Raw genomic sequence first — 18,687 nt, 5'->3', positions numbered from 1 at the left:
TAGAAAAAGCTTGCTCCTGTCAAGAACAAGCTTTCAGGTCGCTGCATGATTATCCCACCAGTGTCCGGAGAAACCCGGACCACCAAGCTTTGAATCATAAAAGCATGGACTAAATATGCTATAATTTTAATGTGTTTTGCATATTGTCGATATACATCATAACAACCTATGCATGGGAGCGGACAAGCCGCTCATATTGATTCAATAATTGGTCAAGGTGGCTGCTTAAGTGCTGAATCTCCGCAGAGGAAAGCGATTGATGGGCGGCAGTGCGTATCATGATGCTTCGCAGTGCTTCAATTTTTTCAATCAGTTGTTGCTTTTCCATATGACCACCTCCAGGATTGTAATCGTGTGTTGCTTAATTATAAAATTACCCCTGCAAGGAAAAATTCAAACGGACGGATTGATTTGATTGAAAGACCGACGTACATCAGGTGATCTGGACGAATAACAGCACATAAACAAAGCAATAAGTGGGGCTGTTTTCTGAATGACAGTAAACAATAAGAGAAGTGACAAATAAGAAGCCGCACCGCATAGATGAAACTTGAAATGAATGAAGTACGTATTAAAAAATGCGTTAAAGAGAGGTTAATATGGACTTAAAAGAGAAGCGGCTGATCAAAAAAGTGCGGAAGGGCGATCAGCAGGCTTTTGCTGAACTAGTGGAGCAATATAAAAACAGTGTGTTCGGCATATGCCTTCGCATGGTCGGCAATACTCAGGAAGCCGAGGACTTGTCACAGGAAGCGTTTATACGCGCCTATAAACATATTGATCAGTACGATCACGAGCGAAAGTTTTCTACATGGCTTTTTCGCATCGCGACCAACCTGTCGATCGATTTTCTGCGTCGCAGAAAAAATAATGTGTCACTTGATGCGGTTGTTCCGGGAACTGAAGGCCTGTCGCTGAACACTATTCTCCCTGATGAGGGCGAGAAGCCTGATGATCGCATCGTGCGCAAAGAAACGGAAGAAATGGTGCAGATGGAAATTAAGAAACTGCCGGAGAAGTATCGTCTGGCGATCATTCTGAAATATATTGAGGATCTGAGCTTGAAGGAAATCAGTGAAATTATGGACATTCCGGTCGGAACGGTTAAGACGCGTATTCACCGCGGCCGGGAAATGCTGAGAAAAAACATGATTGAAGGAGGTAAAACGGTGTGAGTTGCGAGAGTGAGCAATATATGTCGTTAATGAACAAAGTTCTGGATCAGGAGGCGACGAAGCAGGAAGAGGAGGCACTTTTTGCGCATTTGGCTGTATGTGATGAATGCCGCGTTCATTTCAATGAATTGAAAACAGCGACTGAACTGCTGCGGCGCCTTACACACCCCCATCTGCCTGCCTCCTTCACGAAGAATGTGCTTGATCAACTGCCGCCGGATAAACGGCATGCGATCCGCAGATGGGGCAGCAGGCACCCGGTGCTGACAACTGTCGCGCTTTGCGCGGTACCGATGTCACTGGTTATGATCGGCACGAGAAGACAATGGAAAGAGAAAAGCGGCTACGCGCTGGTAAAAATGTCAGGCGATCAGACTTAAGACGGCTTGTTCATTTTTGGAGCGTCCATTCATAAAGATAAAAGTATTGCGGAAACAAATATTTATCAAACAGGTTTAGACAGGGCAGATACAGCAACACTAAGTATGTCGGCACCGTGAGAACAACAGTTGATGCGGAGGATGAAAGTCATGTCTTTGTGGACTCATTTCAATATTTTAAACTATTTGGCCGATATCGTAGACATTTTGATTGTCACGTACGTGATCTACAAAGTGATCATGATCATTCGAGGCACAAAGGCAGTTCAGCTTGCGAAAGGTATTTTAGTCATTATCGCAGTCTGGTTTTTGAGCAGCCTGTTTCAACTTCGTACGTTGGAATGGATCCTGAACAATGCGATTACTTATGGACTGTTCGCGATTATCGTTATTTTTCAGCCGGAACTGCGCCGTGTTCTCGAACAGCTTGGGCGCGGGCGCCTGTTTATAAAAGGCACGCTGGTTGAAGAAGAACACAAACAGATAGCGGATGCCATTGTCAATGCGACTTCGTACATGGCTAAGCGGCGGATCGGCGCGCTCATGTCCATTGAACGCAAGACTGGGCTCAACGACTATATTGAAACCGGTATTCAGCTGAACGGCAATCTGACTTCGCAATTGCTGATTAACATATTTATTCCCAATACACCGCTTCACGACGGTGCGGTCATCATTCGCGGCAATGAGGTTGTTGCTGCGGCCTGCTACCTGCCACTGTCGGAAAGTCCTTTTATCTCGAAAGAACTTGGGACAAGGCATCGCGCGGCGATGGGGGTCAGTGAAGTCACCGATTCATTAACGGTTGTGGTTTCAGAAGAAACCGGAGGCATCACGGTTACAAAAAACGGCGAGATGTTCCGCGACATCAGTGAGGAGCGGCTGCGTGAAATGCTCCAGCGTGAGCTGGATGAATCAGAAAATCAGCCGACCGTACACTGGAATTGGAGAGGAAAGCACAATGGATAAACTTTTGAATAACAATTGGTTTGTCAAAATTGTATCCTTTGTCATGGCACTTATGCTGTATGCGATTGTCTCAGCAGGTGAAGGCACGTCGCCGACGAGCACGCCATCGAGCATTGCCGTTCATCCGGAACAGCAGTCCACCGTTGTGACGGAAAATCTGGCCGTGAAATATGATGAGAATAAATATGTAGTGAGCGGAGCACCGCAGACCGTTAATGTGCGGCTGAGCGGTTCCAATGAATCCATTCTGAAGGCCAAACTGCCAAGCACAAAAAGCGCCTTCATCGATTTAACAAATATGAAGCCGGGGACATATGATGCCCGCGTGCAGACACGGGGCTTTCCGTCAGGACTTAATGTCCAGCCGAGTCCCAAGACCGTACGCGTCACGATCCAAAAGAAAACGAGCAAGGAACTTCCGGTGGCTATTGACGTTTTGAATAAAGACAATCTGGCAGATGGTTATTCAGTCGGCGACCCGGTAATGGATACAAAAACCGTTACCGTCACCGGAGGGGAAGATACGGTGGATTCAATTGCTTTTGTCAAAGGCGTGATCGATGTTAAAGACGCGAATGCCACTGTAAATAAAAAAGTCAGCCTTCATGCATATAATAATGATGGTGATCAGGTGAATGTAAAGATTAGCCCGTCGTCTGCACATGTTCGTGTGCCCATCAATAAATTAGCAAAGCAATTGAGTATCAAAGCGGTGACCACAGGAACACCGGCAGAAGGATACAGTGTCAGCTCCGTTGATCTGTCTGCGGAAACCGTGACGGTATCTGCATCGGACAGCGCCGCACTTGATCAGATTACAGCGCTTGAGCCGCTTTCTGTCTCTGTGGATGGATTAAAAAAGGATAAGCGTTTTTCCGTCTCGGTACCGGTGCCGGCAGGCGTAAGCAAGGTCAATCCGGAAAAAATAGAAGTGACCGTCCACATCGCAAAAGAGACGGCTGCAAGCAGCAGTGAAAGCAGCGATTCAGGTTCCGGCTCCGGTACGGACGAACAGACGAAAGAGCTAACGAATATACCAATAAAGATTACCGGATTGAAGGACGGATTGAATGCGGATTTTGACAAAGAAGATCATGTCAGTGTTTCGGTTACCGGTCCGTCTCGTGATATCGATCAACTGTCAAAAAGCGATGTGCAGGCCGAAGTGGATTTAAGCGGTCTGGACGCGGGCAAACACCAGGTTGCGGTCGCGGTCGATGCTCCGGATGGGCTCACGGCGAAAGCGGATCTGTCCAAAATCAGCATCACAATCAGCTGACGGAAAGGTTTATTACTTTCAGCGGGGGCATAACATCCTTTGACAGAAAAAAGAACGGAGTTTAAAATAAAGCGGCGGAATTTGGACGAGGAAAGATAGGAGCGATCGAAACAATGACAAAGTACTTTGGAACGGATGGAGTCCGAGGCGTTGCGAATCTCGGCCTGACACCTGAGCTGGCTTTTAAATTAGGACGTGCGGGCGGATATGCATTGACGAAGACAACCGAACATCCAAAGGTTCTGGTCGGGCGGGATACCCGGATCTCCGGATACATGCTGGAAGGTGCGCTGATTTCCGGGCTGCTGTCAATTGGTGTCGAAGTCATGCGCCTTGGTGTCATTTCAACGCCAGGGGTTGCCTATTTAACGAAAGCGATGGACGCCAGCGCGGGGATCATGATCTCGGCGTCTCACAATCCGGTTGCAGACAATGGAATTAAATTTTTTGGCAGTGACGGATTTAAACTGAGCGATGAGGTCGAAGAAACGATTGAAGCATTGCTTGCCAAGGAGAAGGATGATCTTCCAAGGCCGATCGGCGGCGATCTCGGAACTTCCAGCGATTACTTCGAAGGCGGTCAGAAATATCTTCAGTTCCTGAAACAAACCATTCAGGAAGATGATTTTTCTTCGCTCAAACTCGCACTGGATTGTGCAAACGGATCGACAAGCGCACTCGCTCCGCATCTTTTTGCCGATCTTGAAGCAGATATTGTGACCATTGGCACCTCTCCAAACGGGAAAAATATTAATGAAGGCGTTGGTTCAACACACCCGCAGGCCCTTTCAACGCTTGTGGTTGAAAAAGAAGCGGACTGTGGTCTTGCCTTTGACGGCGATGGTGATCGCCTGATCGCAGTCGATGAGCAAGGCAACATTGTCGACGGTGACAAAATCATGTATATATGTGCAACCTATTTGAAGTCCAAAGGGATGCTGGCAAAAGATACGCTGGTGACGACGGTCATGAGCAACCTTGGCCTTTACAAAGCGCTTCAGGCGGAACAGATTGAAACGAAGCAGACGAAAGTCGGCGACCGTTATGTCATGGAGGAGATGCGTGCCGGCGGTTACACGCTTGGCGGCGAACAGTCCGGTCATATTATCTTCCTGGATCATTCAACGACCGGCGATGGGATGCTGACCGCTTTGCAGCTGGTCAGCATCATAAAGGCAACCGGCAAGAAGCTGTCGGAGCTTGCAGCGGAAATCAAGACGTATCCTCAAAAGCTGGTTAATATCCGGGTAACGGATAAGTTTCATGTGGCCGAGAATGCCGAAGTTGCGCAGGCAATCAAAGAAGTCGAGGCGGACATGGCGGGCGACGGCCGGGTACTCGTCCGTCCGTCCGGCACGGAATCGCTGATCCGCGTGATGGCTGAGGCACCTACGGAAGAAGCGTGCAATGCGTATGTTGACCGCATCGCTCAGAAGGTTGTCGAAGCAGTCGGCGGGGTTATTCAATAAGTTTCGAGCAGGTGGGCTTGTGCCAGGGCAGGAGAAAAGCTCACATGCACCGGTTGCCACCCATTTCATTCGCTTTTTTCCCTTGAATGAATCAGTACTTTTCACATATGGAAAAAGGACAGCGAAAAAACGTTTTAGAGTAACCGGACATAGCATTTCCGAATAAATATATGGAGTAAGCATGAGAAACTAAAAAGAGGATTGACGCGTACCGGAGATTAAAGTAGTATGTGATTGACTCAAGAAGGAAAGTGAGGGCCGCTCAAACTGAATATAAAGCGCCTGGACTATTCCTGCGGACGAAGCGAACCGGAATAGTTGACGAGGAAGAGGTTTATCGAAAGATTCGGCGGATGCCTCTCGGGATGCTTGCACCCGTCAGCACGCGCACAAAACAGGGAGGCAACTCTCTTGACAGAACCCGTGCGGCAAGCATAGAGACGACAAAAAACAAGTGGGGCAAGATTGCCCCGTTCGATGACTGTGATGACATCTGACACCAGGCTTTCCTGCCTCACAAGGAGGACATCATCCTATGTGTGGTATTGTAGGCTATATTGGCAACGAAGATGCACGTGACATTTTGCTTAAAGGGCTCACCAATCTCGAATATCGCGGTTATGATTCAGCAGGTATTGCGCTGCTCAACGCAGATGGCATCCATGTATTCAAGGAAAAAGGCCGTATTGCTGTGCTGAAAAAGACTGTTGATCCGGCTGTCCATGCGACACTCGGCATCGGTCATACGCGCTGGGCAACACACGGCGAACCGAACCAGCGCAATGCGCATCCGCATCAAAGCGCATCCGGCCGCTTTACCTTAGTTCACAACGGTGTCATTGAAAATTACAACCAGCTCAAGGCAGACTATCTGGCCGATGTCATTTTGAAAAGTGAAACCGATACGGAAGTCGTTGTGCAGCTGATTGAAACGTTTGCGAATGAAGGATTGAGCACGGAAGCTGCCTTGCGGAAAACTTTGCAGCTGCTCGACGGATCCTATGCGATCGCACTGCTGGATACCGAAGACAAGGATACGCTCTATGTTGCGAAGAACAAAAGCCCTCTTCTGATCGGGATCGGCAACGGGTTCAATGTGGTTGCCAGTGACGCAACCGCGATGATTCAGCAGACGAAGCGTTATGTTGAGCTGATGGATGAGGAAGTCGTTGTGCTGAAGAAGGACAGCTACACAATCATGGATCTTGACGGCAGCACCAAGATACGCCAGCCGTATACCGTTTCCTTCGATGCCCATGACACGGAAAAAGGGGCTTATCCGCATTATATGCTGAAGGAAATCGACGAACAGCCGGCAGTGATGCGCCGCCTGCTTCAGGAGTACGGTGGCAGTGACGGCACCGTGACGCTTGATCCGGCGATTACCCGCGCGATCAACGACGCAGACCGTATCTACATCATCGCCTGCGGCACAAGCTATCACGCCGGACTCGTCGGCAGACATCTGCTCGAGACGATAGCCGGTATTCCGACTGAGGTGCATATTTCGAGTGAATTCTCATATAATATGCCGCTGCTGTCTCAGAAACCGCTGTTTATCTTTATTTCGCAGAGCGGCGAAACGGCCGACAGCCGTGCAGTGCTTGTCAAGGTGAAAAAGCTCGGCTATCCGACATTAACGATGACAAATGTCGAAGGATCAACGCTCTATCGCGAAGCTGATTACAGAATGCTGCTGTTCGCCGGTCCGGAAATCGCCGTTGCCTCGACAAAAGCATACACGGCAATGATTGCCGTCTTTTCCTTCATGGCGGTTGCCGCTGCGCAAAAGAAGGGCGTGAAGCCAAGCTTCAACCTTCTTCATGAGCTGAGCATTGCCGCTCAGGGCATGGAGCAGATGATCGACGAAAAAGCGCTGCTGAAAGAAGTTGCACGCGAATATCTGTCAATTACGCGCAACGCTTTCTACATTGGCCGTGCGCTCGACTACTACGTCTGCATGGAAGCTGCCCTGAAGCTGAAGGAAGTTTCCTACATTCAGGCAGAAGGCTTCGCCGGCGGCGAGCTCAAGCACGGTACGATCGCCTTGATCGAAGACGGCACACCGGTCTTTGCCTTTGCCACTCAGCAAAAAGTCAACAACAATATTCGAAGCAATGTTGAAGAGGTTGCCGCACGCGGCGCCCACACATGCATCATCAGCATGGACGGAGTCACGAACCACGCGGACGACCGCATCGTGCTTCCGAACGTGCATCCAGCCCTCGCGCCACTTGTTTGCGCCGTGCCGTTGCAGCTGATCGCCTACTATGCGGCCCTGCAAAACGAATGCGACGTTGATAAACCACGTAACCTGGCAAAATCGGTTACAGTGGAATAAGCACCAAAGTGACACATCTTCATGTTGTACTCGTCTAATAAAGTTGTTTCAGTTACAATAAAGTCTTTTCTCTGACAATAAAGTTGTTTCTAAATATCACGCCATAAAGTATACTTAATGTAACTTGTGGCGTGTTTATTATTGCCATTTATCAGAGGTGAGAGGATGGCTAAACATAAAAATTCATGGACTGAGGATAAAATTGCCCGTTATTATGAGGAAGGCCGCGGAAGCGGAGAACTCAGTAATTATAAGCCATGGCTGACGATCCAGAATGTTCCATCTTCTGGCCGAGTCCACCGAATCAAGGGATGGAAGACATCTAGAATCCACCATTTACTGTCTGATTTAGAGCAAAGTTATTTTTACCTTCTTGAGTGGGCAGATAATGTGATTGATATTCGTGAACAATACCCTCTCAATCGAGAAATTACAGTAAACATCGCCGCCAGCAAACAAATTTCACACCCCATTGATCCGAGTACTCAGACGCCAATCGTTATGACAACTGATTTTATTATTACGATCAGAAAGAATGAAAAAATTACCTATATTGCTAGGACTATAAAGCCGAGCGAAAAATTAGAAGATCCCAGAATAAGAGATAAATTTGAAATTGAACGTGCGTATTGGCAAAAAAGACAAGTGGATTGGGGAATCGTCACTGAAAAGGATATCTTAAAAGAGGCTGTTGAAAATATCGGCTGGATGCATTCTTCATATCAGTTATCTGCCTCATCAGAACGTGATCTTGTCTCAGAATTAAGCATTTTTCTTCAAAAAAGTAAGGATTCCATTCTTTTATCACTTCGTGACTTTGACAAATCGTACAGTCTTGAAGATGGCACCGCCTTATCACTTTTCAAATATTTACTCGCACGGAAAAGTATAATCTTTGATGTAAAAAAGAAATTCAGCCTGTCGCAACTGCCTGCGGACTTGATTATTATCAACCCAAATTCCAATGAGAAGCGGGCGGTGAAATGAATCTAATCGTTAATGAACTTTTAAAAGATGAAGCAAATAATCAAGTATTTCGAGTGCTCTGGATTGATGAAGAAAATATTATGGCTTATTTGATTGACATATATGATCGAAAAGCTCTTCCGTTTATTCGATCCGTACGTGAGATCATTGATGAAATTATACAGGATGAACTGACAAAAATTAAAGAAGATCCCTTTGTACCATTCATCAACCAAGCTCAGAATCCTAAAAATATTGAGTATCGAGACCAGGCTTGGAATATTATCAAAGAAATGGTTGCGGCAGAATCGGATATATTCGAAAAAAAGAAACGAGCAATGTACGTTAAGAAGGCTTCTGAGACTTATGAGGTATCTCTGCCAACCGTCAGAAAGTATTTACGTAAATATTGGCAAAGAGGCAAGAGACCAGACGCCTTACTTCCTGAGTATTTTAAATCAGGTGGAAAGGGTAAAGAGAGAGTCAGCGGTACGAAGAAACGGGGACGGCCCCGTAAATATGATGAACAGGGCATTAATGTTGATGAAGAGACCAAAAAGCTGTTTCGCGTATCAATTGAAAAATATTATTTAACATCCAAAAAAAACAGGCTGACTGAAGCATATATGATGATGATTCGAGAATTTTATGCTGAAGACTATTATTTTGAAGATGGTATAAAAAAAGTAATCGTTAAAGACAAGAATCAATTACCTTCACTTAAGCAATTCCGTTATTGGTACAACAAAGAATATACCGTACAGGAATCAACCATTGCGCGGCAGGGACGTAAAAAATATGAGAAAGACTTTCGATCAGTGTTAGGATCATCGACCGCTGAGGCTATTGGTCCCGGCTCTCGTTATCAGATTGATGCGACGGTCGGTGATGTATATTTAATCTCTCGCTACAATCCAGATTGGATCATTGGACGACCCATTATTTATTTTGTCGTCGATGTTTTCAGCCGTATGATTGTCGGATTAAATATTGGTCTGGAAGGTCCGTCATGGAGCGGGGCCATGATGGCGCTGGCCAATGTCGTCACAGATAAGCAGCGGTTTTGTCATGAACATGGCATTGATATAGCCAAAGAGCTTTGGCCGGTTGAGCATTTGCCTGATGTCTTGCTTGGAGACCGCGGTGAATTAGAAGGAATGAATGCCGACCATTTAGTTGCGGCCTTCAATATTCAGGTGGAGAATGCTGCGCCTTATCGAGCAGATTGGAAGGGTATCGTTGAAAAACAGTTTGATACCATTCAGAGGAAAGTTAAGCCATTCCTGCCCAGTTATATCGATAAGGATTTTCGCGAACGCGGCGCACGGGATTACCGGTTAGACGCAAAACTTACGATTGAGCAGTTTACGCAGCTGATTATCAAGCAGATTATTTATTACAACACAAAGCACTATTTAAGGGATTATGTACGTGATGAAGATATGATTCGCGACGATGTGCAGCCTACTCCATTGAATTTATGGAACTGGGGCATACGCAATCGTTCCGGAAAACTGCGCTATTTTCCAGAGGAGACGGTGAAGTTGCATTTATTGCCGCGGGGACAGGCAACGGTCACGTATCGTGGCATTAAATTCAAGGGCATGTACTACAGCTGTGAACGGGCTTTGAAGGAATCATGGTTTCCAACGGCCAGACAAAAAGGGAGCTGGCGAGTAAGTATTTCCTATGATCCCAGAAATATGTCGTTTGTTTACTTGATTAACGAAGATCTATATTCATTTTCAACCTGTCATTTGCTTGAACACCAAAAACGGTACGAGGGTAAAACACTGGACGAGATACAGTATTTACTGGGATATGAAAAGCTGCAGCGCAGTCAGTCAGAACACCAGCAGCTTCAAAAAGAAGTAGATTTTATTTCAGATGCCGAGGCTCTCATTAAATCAGCAACAAAAGAGGCTGATCAAGGCCAGTCAAAAGTGATCAGTAAGTCCCAAAAAACAAAATCGATTCGCGAACATCGAAAGGATGAGCGTGAATCTCGGCAAGATGATGAGGCCTTTCTCCTAGGAAACAGGAAAAATACCAGTTCGCCATCAGCTGTTATCCCTTTTAACACAAAAGAGAGTGACAATGATGAACGCTATGCCCGGCCGTCAATAAAAGCACGTGGACTATGGCATAAGAGCGGGGAGGATAGCAATGAATGATGCACAGAACGCCTCAAATCAAGCACAAGTTGCTGTCTATCATCCTCAGCAGCTGATTGACTTTGAGGGGAACCCCTTAATTGAAGCCTTACCGCCGATCCTGTCACAGGAAGAAGCATTTGAAAAACTCAGCTACTACCCGGCCTATGATGAAAAAGAAACAGAACTGTCGCCGCAGCTCCGCTATCACGCATTATTACGGCTGACACGATTTTTCCAGCCGGTGACGCAGCATCTTGATCTTGAACAGCGCTTTTCCCGATTGCTGAGATATGGTTATGTCGGACGTAATCCATGTATGCCGGAGAACGTCCATCAATTAAATACCGCACATTATGTAATGAATGGTCAGTTGCTGACACCTCATGATATACGTTCAACAGCTTCCAGCTTTACCCTTATGGGCTTTTCAGGTATTGGTAAAACAACGGCGATTGAACGTGTCTTATCGCTGTATCCACAGACTATTATCCATAAGTATCCCTTAAATATTACACAGATTGTATGGCTTAAATTAAATTGCCCTCATGACGGCTCACTCAAATCTTTATGTATGGATTTCTTTTTAAAAGTAGATCGATTATTAGGAACCAACTATTATGACCGTTTTGGGGGCAAACGTAATTCAATCAGTTCAATGGTAACTCGGATGGGACAGATTGCTCGTCTGCATTATATCGGCGCTCTGATCATTGATGAGATCCAGCACTTATTAACCGCAAAAAGCAGCGGTTCCGAAAAAATGATGAACTTCTTTGTCACTTTGGTCAATGAAATTGGTGTTCCGGTCATGATGATTGGTACGATGCGCGCAAGAAGTGTTCTCCAACAGGACTTCAGGCAGGCGCGCCGGGGCAGCGGTCAGGGAGACATGGTGTGGCAGCAAATGAAAAAGGATGACGACTGGGATGTCCTGATATCGGAGATGTGGAACTATCAGTGGACGAAGAATAGAGTTGAACTAACGGATAATCTGAATGATACACTGTACGAACAAAGTCAGGGAATAATTGATATAGCGGTCAAACTGTTTGTTCTTTCCCAGGGACGTGCGATTGAAACGGGAGAAGAGCAAATAACACCGGGGATGATCAGAAAGGTAGCCAAAGACGACCTTAAACTGGTTCAGCCAATGCTTAATGCACTGAGATCCGGTTTGCTATCTGAGATCGAAAGATACGGTGACATCATGCCGATGGATGTAGAAGACTATTTACAGCATCATCAGTCTAAGATCGACCTAAAGGCAACCATCCAGAAAAAGAAAGAAGAACAGGCAAAGGCTCGTCAGAACAGAGAGACAACGAAGTTAGAAAAGATTATTCTTGCGTTGATAGACATAGATATTGAACCTTCAAGGGCCGAGAAGGCAGCAGAATTTGTGATTAAAGCAAATCCGGAAATATCGCAGGCAGGCCTGATGCAGAAAGCTTTGGCCTTTGTTGAAATGCAGAAGACAGCCGACAATAGAAAAATCAGTGATGTCTCTGCCTCAACTAATGAATTGCAGAAAATTGCAGAAGAAGGGAAAAAACGAAAGCTTTCAGCATATGATGCGCTGCAGAAGGCTGGATACATAAAATCTCCGCTGGATGAATTTGCACTTTAGGAGGACTGAACGATGCTAGCTTTCTTCCCTGAGCTTTACGAAGATGAATTACTGTACAGCTGGTTTGCCCGTTATCATATGCGTTCATGCAACCTCAGCCCGAAAGCGACGATGACTGAACTGTATGGCTCTTCAAGGGTAATGGCTGTGCCGGATCTTCCTGCCCATTTGAGACAGGTCTATAAACGTCTGAAACATTTTGATCCACTGGGAATTGATGAATGGATCGGCCAGCACACCTTTTTTCACTATTACACGACTTTTGCTAAGAAAGATGTTAGGGACAGGGTCTTTACAGAAATGCTTGAAGGAACTAGCCCGGGTTCGATACACATGATGACTGGTGCAATGGCCAGCAGTGTTTCCGAGCCATCAGTCTTTCGCTTCTGTCCGAAATGTGCAGATGAAGATATCCAGCAATATGGAGAAATGTACTGGCATATGTCCCATCAGCTTCCCGGCGTTTTAGTATGTCCGAAGCATAAGCATTTCCTGCTCAATTCTTCGGTATCTTTTCGAGGAAAAAATAAGTATGTATATCATGCAGCGACCATGCAGAACTGCAAACGGTCACAAGGTCTGCCAATGTATAGTGAAAAAACGATACAAAGCCTGCTGATCATCGCGAAAGAGCTCATCCAGCTAGCCCATACCGATCTTTCTTTTACACGTTCCGGTGTAGAACAAGCTTATAAATATTTGCTTCAAAGGCAGGGATACGCAACGATCAGCGGTTCGGTTGATCAGCATACCTTAGCACAGCAGTTTAGCCATTTCTACGGAAGGGAGTTGCTTGAAGCTGTTCAATCACCGATTGATTCAGACAATTCCTCCTGCTGGCTGAAGGCCATTACTCGTAAACAAAGAAAAGCTTTCCATCCCATTCGGCATATACTGTTGACTCATTTTCTCGGAGAATCCATTGATACTTTCTATCGGTACGAATCGCAGACATACGACCCCTTTGGTTCGCCGCCATATCCTTGTTTGAATCCAGCCGCAGATCACTATCTGCAACCTGTTATCCCGAATGTTAAAGAAACGATTTGTACTGACACAAGAAAACCAGTGGGGACGTTTACTTGTTCCTGCGGTTTCATCTATTCAAGAAGAGGGCCTGATCACAGTATAGAAGATCGTTATAAAATCGGGCGTGTGAAACAATTTGGCCTGGTATGGCAAGATAAGGTGCATGATTTGATTTATATTAAGAAGTTAAGCTATTATGCTGCGGCGAAGCGGTTAAAGGTGGACATAGGCACTGTGAAAAAATACGCCAATCAGCAGCAAATTGCCAAAGATGACTCAAAGGAAGCCAGCACGCTGCCTCTGGAATCAAAAAGAACACAATGGTTACTTTTTCAGGAAGAGAATTCTAAAACATCGGTGACGGAAGTTCGGAAACGTAATCCAGCATTGTATGCCTGGTTGTACAGGCATGATAGACAGTGGCTACAGAAGCATTCATCAAAAATAAACAAAACAGCTGTCAAAAACCAACGTGTTAATTGGACAGAGCGAGATCGGCAGTTAGTAAAGGAAATCAAGGATGTCGTCCATAAGTTGTTGAAATTTCCTAAGCCCGTTCGCATTAATCGAAGCCGGATCGGAAAGGAAATCGGAAAACTTGCTCTTCTGGAGAGACATTTGGAAAAATTATTTCAAACAAATGTTTATTTAAACCAAGTCACAGAATCGGTGGAGCAGTTCCAGATACGGCGTGTTCGTTGGGCTGCTAAAACATTGTACAATCAGCATCAGGACGTCGTTGCATGGAGAATTAGGCGCTTAGCCGGGTTGCATAAAGATATCGGAGAAAAAGTCAACCGAGAAATAGATTTGCAAATAGACAACTATTCAAACTGTCGGAAAGAGGTGTGAGATTTGACATCTGTCATACTTAAGCCGTGGCCGTTTCAAAACCGAGTTGTCAAACTGCATTGGATAGGCCATGTAGTACTGACTCCGGCAAAAAAATGGAGAATTTTTGTTGCGTTTGAAGATAGGAAAAAAGTCAACTTAGTTCAATATCCTATCGGGCTATTACCTATGTTGCGAATCGGCCAATATTATCAAAACGGTCGGCCGTTAACATCGCAAAAAGACGGTACGATTGAAACACTCTTGGTACAGGATCTTTCTCATGGTCATACGGAACAGGCTCTTAATGTATGCCGATCATTTAATTATTATCTGCACGGTAAAGCTGAGCTGATTCGCCAGAAGATCTGGTGTTTTCAAGCACAGGGAGTTCATTACTTTATTCCCCATGCTGAGCTGATAAGAGCCTTATTTATAAGAAACAAAGAACTTGCCAATGCACTGCTCCGTCCCCAGGGATTAGAGTTCTTAATTAATGCCTGTCAAATAAACGGGAGAGAGGTTGATTTGGCATTTTCTAATGTTATTCCTTCTGCCATAATAAATAATTACTTTGCCAGTCATTTTGCGTGGCTTTATTTAACGCCTGTGATTCGAAATGCCTTTGGATCTGTGCAGAGCAATGTTTATGCCCAGATGGTTCAAGACATGCATAAATATGGGCAGTTCTTAGAATTGAATGTTCCTCGGATGATGAATTCTAAATGGACAGTTAGAGGCCGACGAATAAAAGATCAAGTTCTTATTTATGAACTGCTTCGTTTTACCGGAGCGGATATCGCATTTGATAGAATTAATTATAGTCATGACGCCATAAAACAGCGATATTACGTCCCCAATCCTAAGAAAAAGCAAAAAACAAAATGGGAAAAAGAACAAGATTTTGAGGTAAACAATGATCGGAAGGATGAGGCCAAGGAAGACATCCATCAACCGGTAATCGAACTGGATGATACGCAAATCTCTTTTCAAAATCCAATCGAGATAAAGCGGATTCCCAAAACTCAGCAGCAAGTTAACCAGGGGGATACATATATAACTAAGAAAGGAGGAGGGGGAGCCCAAGTCATCGCTGCAAGTGTCGATGAACCAATTGCTGGTGGCACCTTGCAGCCAATTGATTTTAAGCCAATTGAATTGCCTGATGCGAAGAAATTTGGGCTGGAAGATTTTTATCAAATGCTTAGAATTTTTGCTGACATACATCAGGAGTTTCAAATCTCGGCATCTCCTGTTCCTCTGCCCTTAGGCAGAAAATTTGCATGGTTGCCGAATGGAGAAAGACGGATATGTGCTGTGGTGAGAGTAGTGCCACGCTATTTACAGCCCGTTTTTATATTAGAAGTTGCCCGTCCGGATCAGCGCTCCCTATCGACTCTTCTTGTCCGGATAAAAAATGTGAAAAACAGGGGTGATGAAGAAAGAGGCATACATAATTTGCTTAATACATTGGTTTTAAAAAGCGGCAGCTGGTCTAAGGATTGCTTGCAACACGTGAATTATGCAAAGCTGAAGCATACAAGTAAAGACAGCAGACATTGGGCAGATAGAGTTTTTGAAAAGATATCGCTTCTTGTTTAAAACGGTTAGGAGAAATAGTTGATCGTCCTTTAAGGGGACATCTAATTTTTGGTTTTAAGCTGCTTGTTTTGCCAAAAAATTGACTTGATGTAAACCCCAAAAGTTGGACAGTTTAATTATATTGGTTGCTCGGTTGTCCCAATCTGATATTCAATCGGACTTCGGCCTCCGAGTTTTTCTTTGCTCTGATTTTGTAAATAGTTAATTTGTAAGTGGAAACAAAAGTATTTTATTATAAGTGCAATCTAAGGCTAGTAATTTTGTTGGATGTATATGGTAAAATAAAATGAAAGCCTTTTATTAATCAGGGATAAACAGTGTTAGTGGCAACTAAGGAATGTAGTATTTGGCAATTAGCAAATTATAATAAGTTCAATGCACGGCTTTACATGGAGAGGCGGATGCGGTAGGCTAATAAGCCGTGCAAAACCAATGTGCCTGCCGCTTTTGCGGTAAAACTGTATCCGCAGAGGCTCCATGTCAAGCCATTTATGATACTCACCAAATGAGAATTATAAAATTAATTAAATTGCCAAAACATGCATTTTCTAATTGCCGAAAACAAACAGTAAGAAAATGTAAAAAAGTGAATAGAAATTAATTAGGAATGATGAACTCAAAATGAAAATCACTGAAAACGAACTGGATTTTTCTCATGTCAATGATAAGATCAGTCATTTAACAAAAGCTGAAATAGTTGAATTAATTAACAAGTACTATGCTGGTGAGAAGGTAACTAGATTAATAAAAGATTACAAGGTGAAGGTTCCCACATCCAGGCTCATATTCACTTTTCCAAAAAAATTGACGGACACTCATTGTTTTTACTGCCGTACAAAGATGGTACAAGATTGGACCTCACTGCATGGCTATAACCAAGGCGAAAGCATATCATATTGCCCAAAATGTGGACATCAGGATGCTCCAAATTGTCAGTGTGAAAATTGCAAGCGAATAAAGGAAGAAAGCTTAAAGCAAGAACTTCAACGGAGAAAAGAACTTATTTTCAAGCAGGTGGAGTATTGAAGGCTTACCGTGGGATGGAACTACAGGTTACAAAAAGACTTAATGAATGCAATCCAGAGGATTACAAACTTCTTTATATTCCTGGAGGATTGGCACCTGGTGCACTCAGACAAATTCCAGAAGCTATTCATTTTGTACAGGAATTTGCAAAGAGCGGAAATCTTATTGGTGCTGTCTGTCACGGTCCACAATTACTTGCGTCGGCTGGGCTTGTAAAAGGACGCAATATGACATTTTGGCACGAAGTTGCTAATGAAATAACTGAGGCTGGCGGTGTCTATGTAAATGAACCTATGGTAGAGGACGGTCAATTTATTACAGCACGTAAGCCTGGCGATTTACCAATGGAACTGTCCAGAGTGTTTGAACATCTTCAAGGAAAGTAAATATTAAGAAAGAAAATAAATTCATCTAAAAAGAAGCGGTAGAAAATATATGCCTCCTCTTCGGTTTAAAAGTTGATCCTCCATAGCGTTTGCACAAAACAAGCCGGATATTCCCTAGGGAAATCCAGCTTGTTTGACTATTTTTCGCTTAGTGTCTGGCGACATGAAGATGGGGACTAAAAAAAGCTTTAATATCTACAAAATCCCCAAGTTTGTGTCGTTTTTTTTTCATAATTTTTTGCGACACAAACTTGGGGACTCGACCAGCACGGGACACAAATGTGGGGACTTGACCTGCAGTATTACCCGTAAAGTCGGTATTCTGATAAAACACAAATTTGTGACTAAATTCACACAAAAAAGGGATTTGATATGACTTAATGACTCAGCTAATTAACGTGAAAAACAGTATTTTTATATTAATAAAAATACTAGCGTTGCATAAACATACTGATTCCCTTATGTCATAATATTCAGATGATTGATTTCTCTGGTGTGATCAAAAAAGCCAACGAGTCCCTAAAAGGTGCACCATTCCATTTTAACCATATTATCCATTTATAAAGGTTGCCAGCGGAGAAAACCTGGCTATTCATGGCCGGGATGAATCCGCGCCACGGGCAACCCGGTAACTGCATAATAATGCCATTTAGTCATCATTAAGGCGAACATATGTGCTACAATGGATCTTGATGGGAGGTGAATTCCATGGTCACCAAGGGCTTAAAGCTCAGGATCAGGCCAACAACTTCAACATAAGTATGATCGAAAAATAATGAGTCGCTCTTTACGTAATGTCACCCAGATAGTGTTTAAAGATACAAGGGATCACCGGGAAAATAAGTTTTGCTTTTTAAGTTGCACTCTCAAGTACTTTATACCATGTTTTAAATTGAAATTTAATGAACTTAATCATAATTGTGCCACATTTTTCGGTAATAATGATTATAGAAACAATCCAAAGGAGGCCTTTCTATTGATGCTTCTTATAATTATTCTACTAGTGTTTGGTGGCTACTACCTTTTTCGTCAGACAAGCAGAAACGGGCTCAGCCGGGATAAAACGTCAAATGCGGAAGAGATCCTGAAACAGCGTTTTGTCTCAGGGGAGATTGACGAAGATACCTACAACCGGATGCTGAAAACAATCAGGTCTTAAGCGAAAAAATTAAATGACAGTTAAGGAGGACTTGTATGATGTTCAGAGGATATAATGGTTTTGGTGGATGTTTTGGCTATGGAGACGGATTTTTTTGGCCCTGGATGATGATGGGTACGGGTGTATTGCTGCTGGCTGCGGTCATCATTGCCGCCGTGATTCTGTTCAGAATGGCCTCACCTAAAAAGAAGGATGATGGTTCACTCGAACTCTTGAAACTTCGTTACGCAAGGGGAGAAATAAGCGAAGAGGAGTACTTAAAGATGAAGAAGGTACTGGGCAAATAAACAGC

The 18,687-nt window shown here is 44.3% G+C and carries 16 protein-coding genes; 15 read left to right on the top strand and 1 reads right to left on the bottom strand.

Annotation, left to right across the window (positions count from 1 at the left end):
* Positions 1-166 precede the first annotated feature (166 nt).
* On the bottom strand, positions 167-328 hold the full coding sequence (locus M3N64_RS09235) for an aspartyl-phosphate phosphatase Spo0E family protein (RefSeq protein ID WP_249101456.1): 162 nt from the start codon (positions 326-328) through the stop codon (positions 167-169).
* A gap of 271 nt (positions 329-599) precedes the next feature.
* Between M3N64_RS09235 and sigW the strand changes: the two genes are divergently transcribed.
* The 15 genes from sigW (at position 600) to M3N64_RS09160 (ending at position 18,682) form a co-directional block, all read left to right on the top strand.
* A complete protein-coding gene (gene sigW, locus M3N64_RS09230) occupies positions 600-1,175 on the top strand; it encodes an RNA polymerase sigma factor SigW (protein WP_249101453.1) in 576 nt (191 codons plus the stop codon).
* Positions 1,172-1,555, top strand: a complete 384-nt coding sequence (locus M3N64_RS09225; RefSeq protein WP_249101451.1) for an anti-sigma factor family protein — start codon at positions 1,172-1,174, stop codon at positions 1,553-1,555. The genes sigW and M3N64_RS09225 overlap by 4 nt, the downstream gene beginning before the upstream one ends.
* A gap of 150 nt (positions 1,556-1,705) precedes the next feature.
* A complete protein-coding gene (gene cdaA / locus M3N64_RS09220) occupies positions 1,706-2,524 on the top strand; it encodes a diadenylate cyclase CdaA (protein ID WP_249101448.1) in 819 nt (272 codons plus the stop codon).
* Entirely contained in the window at positions 2,517-3,803 is a 1,287-nt protein-coding gene (locus M3N64_RS09215; protein ID WP_249101444.1) for a CdaR family protein, read from the top strand. Before cdaA ends, M3N64_RS09215 begins: the two co-directional genes overlap by 8 nt.
* A gap of 113 nt (positions 3,804-3,916) precedes the next feature.
* Positions 3,917-5,272 (top strand): phosphoglucosamine mutase, encoded by a 1,356-nt coding sequence (glmM, locus tag M3N64_RS09210; RefSeq protein ID WP_249101442.1) that lies wholly within the window; start codon positions 3,917-3,919, stop codon positions 5,270-5,272.
* Between the two features lie 535 nt (positions 5,273-5,807).
* Complete coding sequence (gene glmS / locus M3N64_RS09205; RefSeq protein WP_249101438.1) at positions 5,808-7,613, top strand: glutamine--fructose-6-phosphate transaminase (isomerizing); 1,806 nt, start codon at positions 5,808-5,810, stop codon at positions 7,611-7,613.
* Between the two features lie 165 nt (positions 7,614-7,778).
* The gene (locus M3N64_RS09200) at positions 7,779-8,600 is read left to right on the top strand and encodes a heteromeric transposase endonuclease subunit TnsA (protein ID WP_029548081.1); all 822 of its coding nucleotides are present in this window, start codon (positions 7,779-7,781) and stop codon (positions 8,598-8,600) included.
* Positions 8,597-10,753: a TnsB C-terminal domain-containing protein gene (locus M3N64_RS09195; protein ID WP_010023562.1), complete on the top strand. Its 2,157-nt coding sequence runs from the start codon at positions 8,597-8,599 to the stop codon at positions 10,751-10,753. The genes M3N64_RS09200 and M3N64_RS09195 overlap by 4 nt, the downstream gene beginning before the upstream one ends.
* Entirely contained in the window at positions 10,746-12,362 is a 1,617-nt protein-coding gene (locus M3N64_RS09190; protein ID WP_010023563.1) for an ATP-binding protein, read from the top strand. The genes M3N64_RS09195 and M3N64_RS09190 overlap by 8 nt, the downstream gene beginning before the upstream one ends.
* A 12-nt stretch (positions 12,363-12,374) precedes the next feature.
* Entirely contained in the window at positions 12,375-14,243 is a 1,869-nt protein-coding gene (locus M3N64_RS09185) for a TnsD family Tn7-like transposition protein (protein WP_010023565.1), read from the top strand.
* Between the two features lie 3 nt (positions 14,244-14,246).
* A complete protein-coding gene (locus tag M3N64_RS09180) occupies positions 14,247-15,824 on the top strand; it encodes a Tn7-like element transposition protein TnsE (protein WP_047035199.1) in 1,578 nt (525 codons plus the stop codon).
* 621 nt (positions 15,825-16,445) lie between these two features.
* Entirely contained in the window at positions 16,446-16,850 is a 405-nt protein-coding gene (locus tag M3N64_RS09175) for a hypothetical protein (RefSeq protein WP_010025403.1), read from the top strand.
* A gap of 14 nt (positions 16,851-16,864) precedes the next feature.
* Positions 16,865-17,236 (top strand): DJ-1/PfpI family protein, encoded by a 372-nt coding sequence (locus tag M3N64_RS09170; protein WP_130031230.1) that lies wholly within the window; start codon positions 16,865-16,867, stop codon positions 17,234-17,236.
* 979 nt (positions 17,237-18,215) lie between these two features.
* Positions 18,216-18,395, top strand: coding sequence for an SHOCT domain-containing protein (locus M3N64_RS09165; protein ID WP_010025307.1), 180 nt, complete (start codon positions 18,216-18,218; stop codon positions 18,393-18,395).
* A gap of 38 nt (positions 18,396-18,433) precedes the next feature.
* Complete coding sequence (locus M3N64_RS09160) at positions 18,434-18,682, top strand: SHOCT domain-containing protein (protein ID WP_249101435.1); 249 nt, start codon at positions 18,434-18,436, stop codon at positions 18,680-18,682.
* The last annotated feature ends 5 nt before the right edge of the window (positions 18,683-18,687 follow it).

The organism is Sporolactobacillus mangiferae (assembly GCF_023336505.1).
Classification (GTDB): Bacteria; Bacillota; Bacilli; order Bacillales; family Sporolactobacillaceae; genus Sporolactobacillus; species Sporolactobacillus mangiferae.
This window is presented reverse-complemented; position numbering and strand designations above follow the sequence as displayed.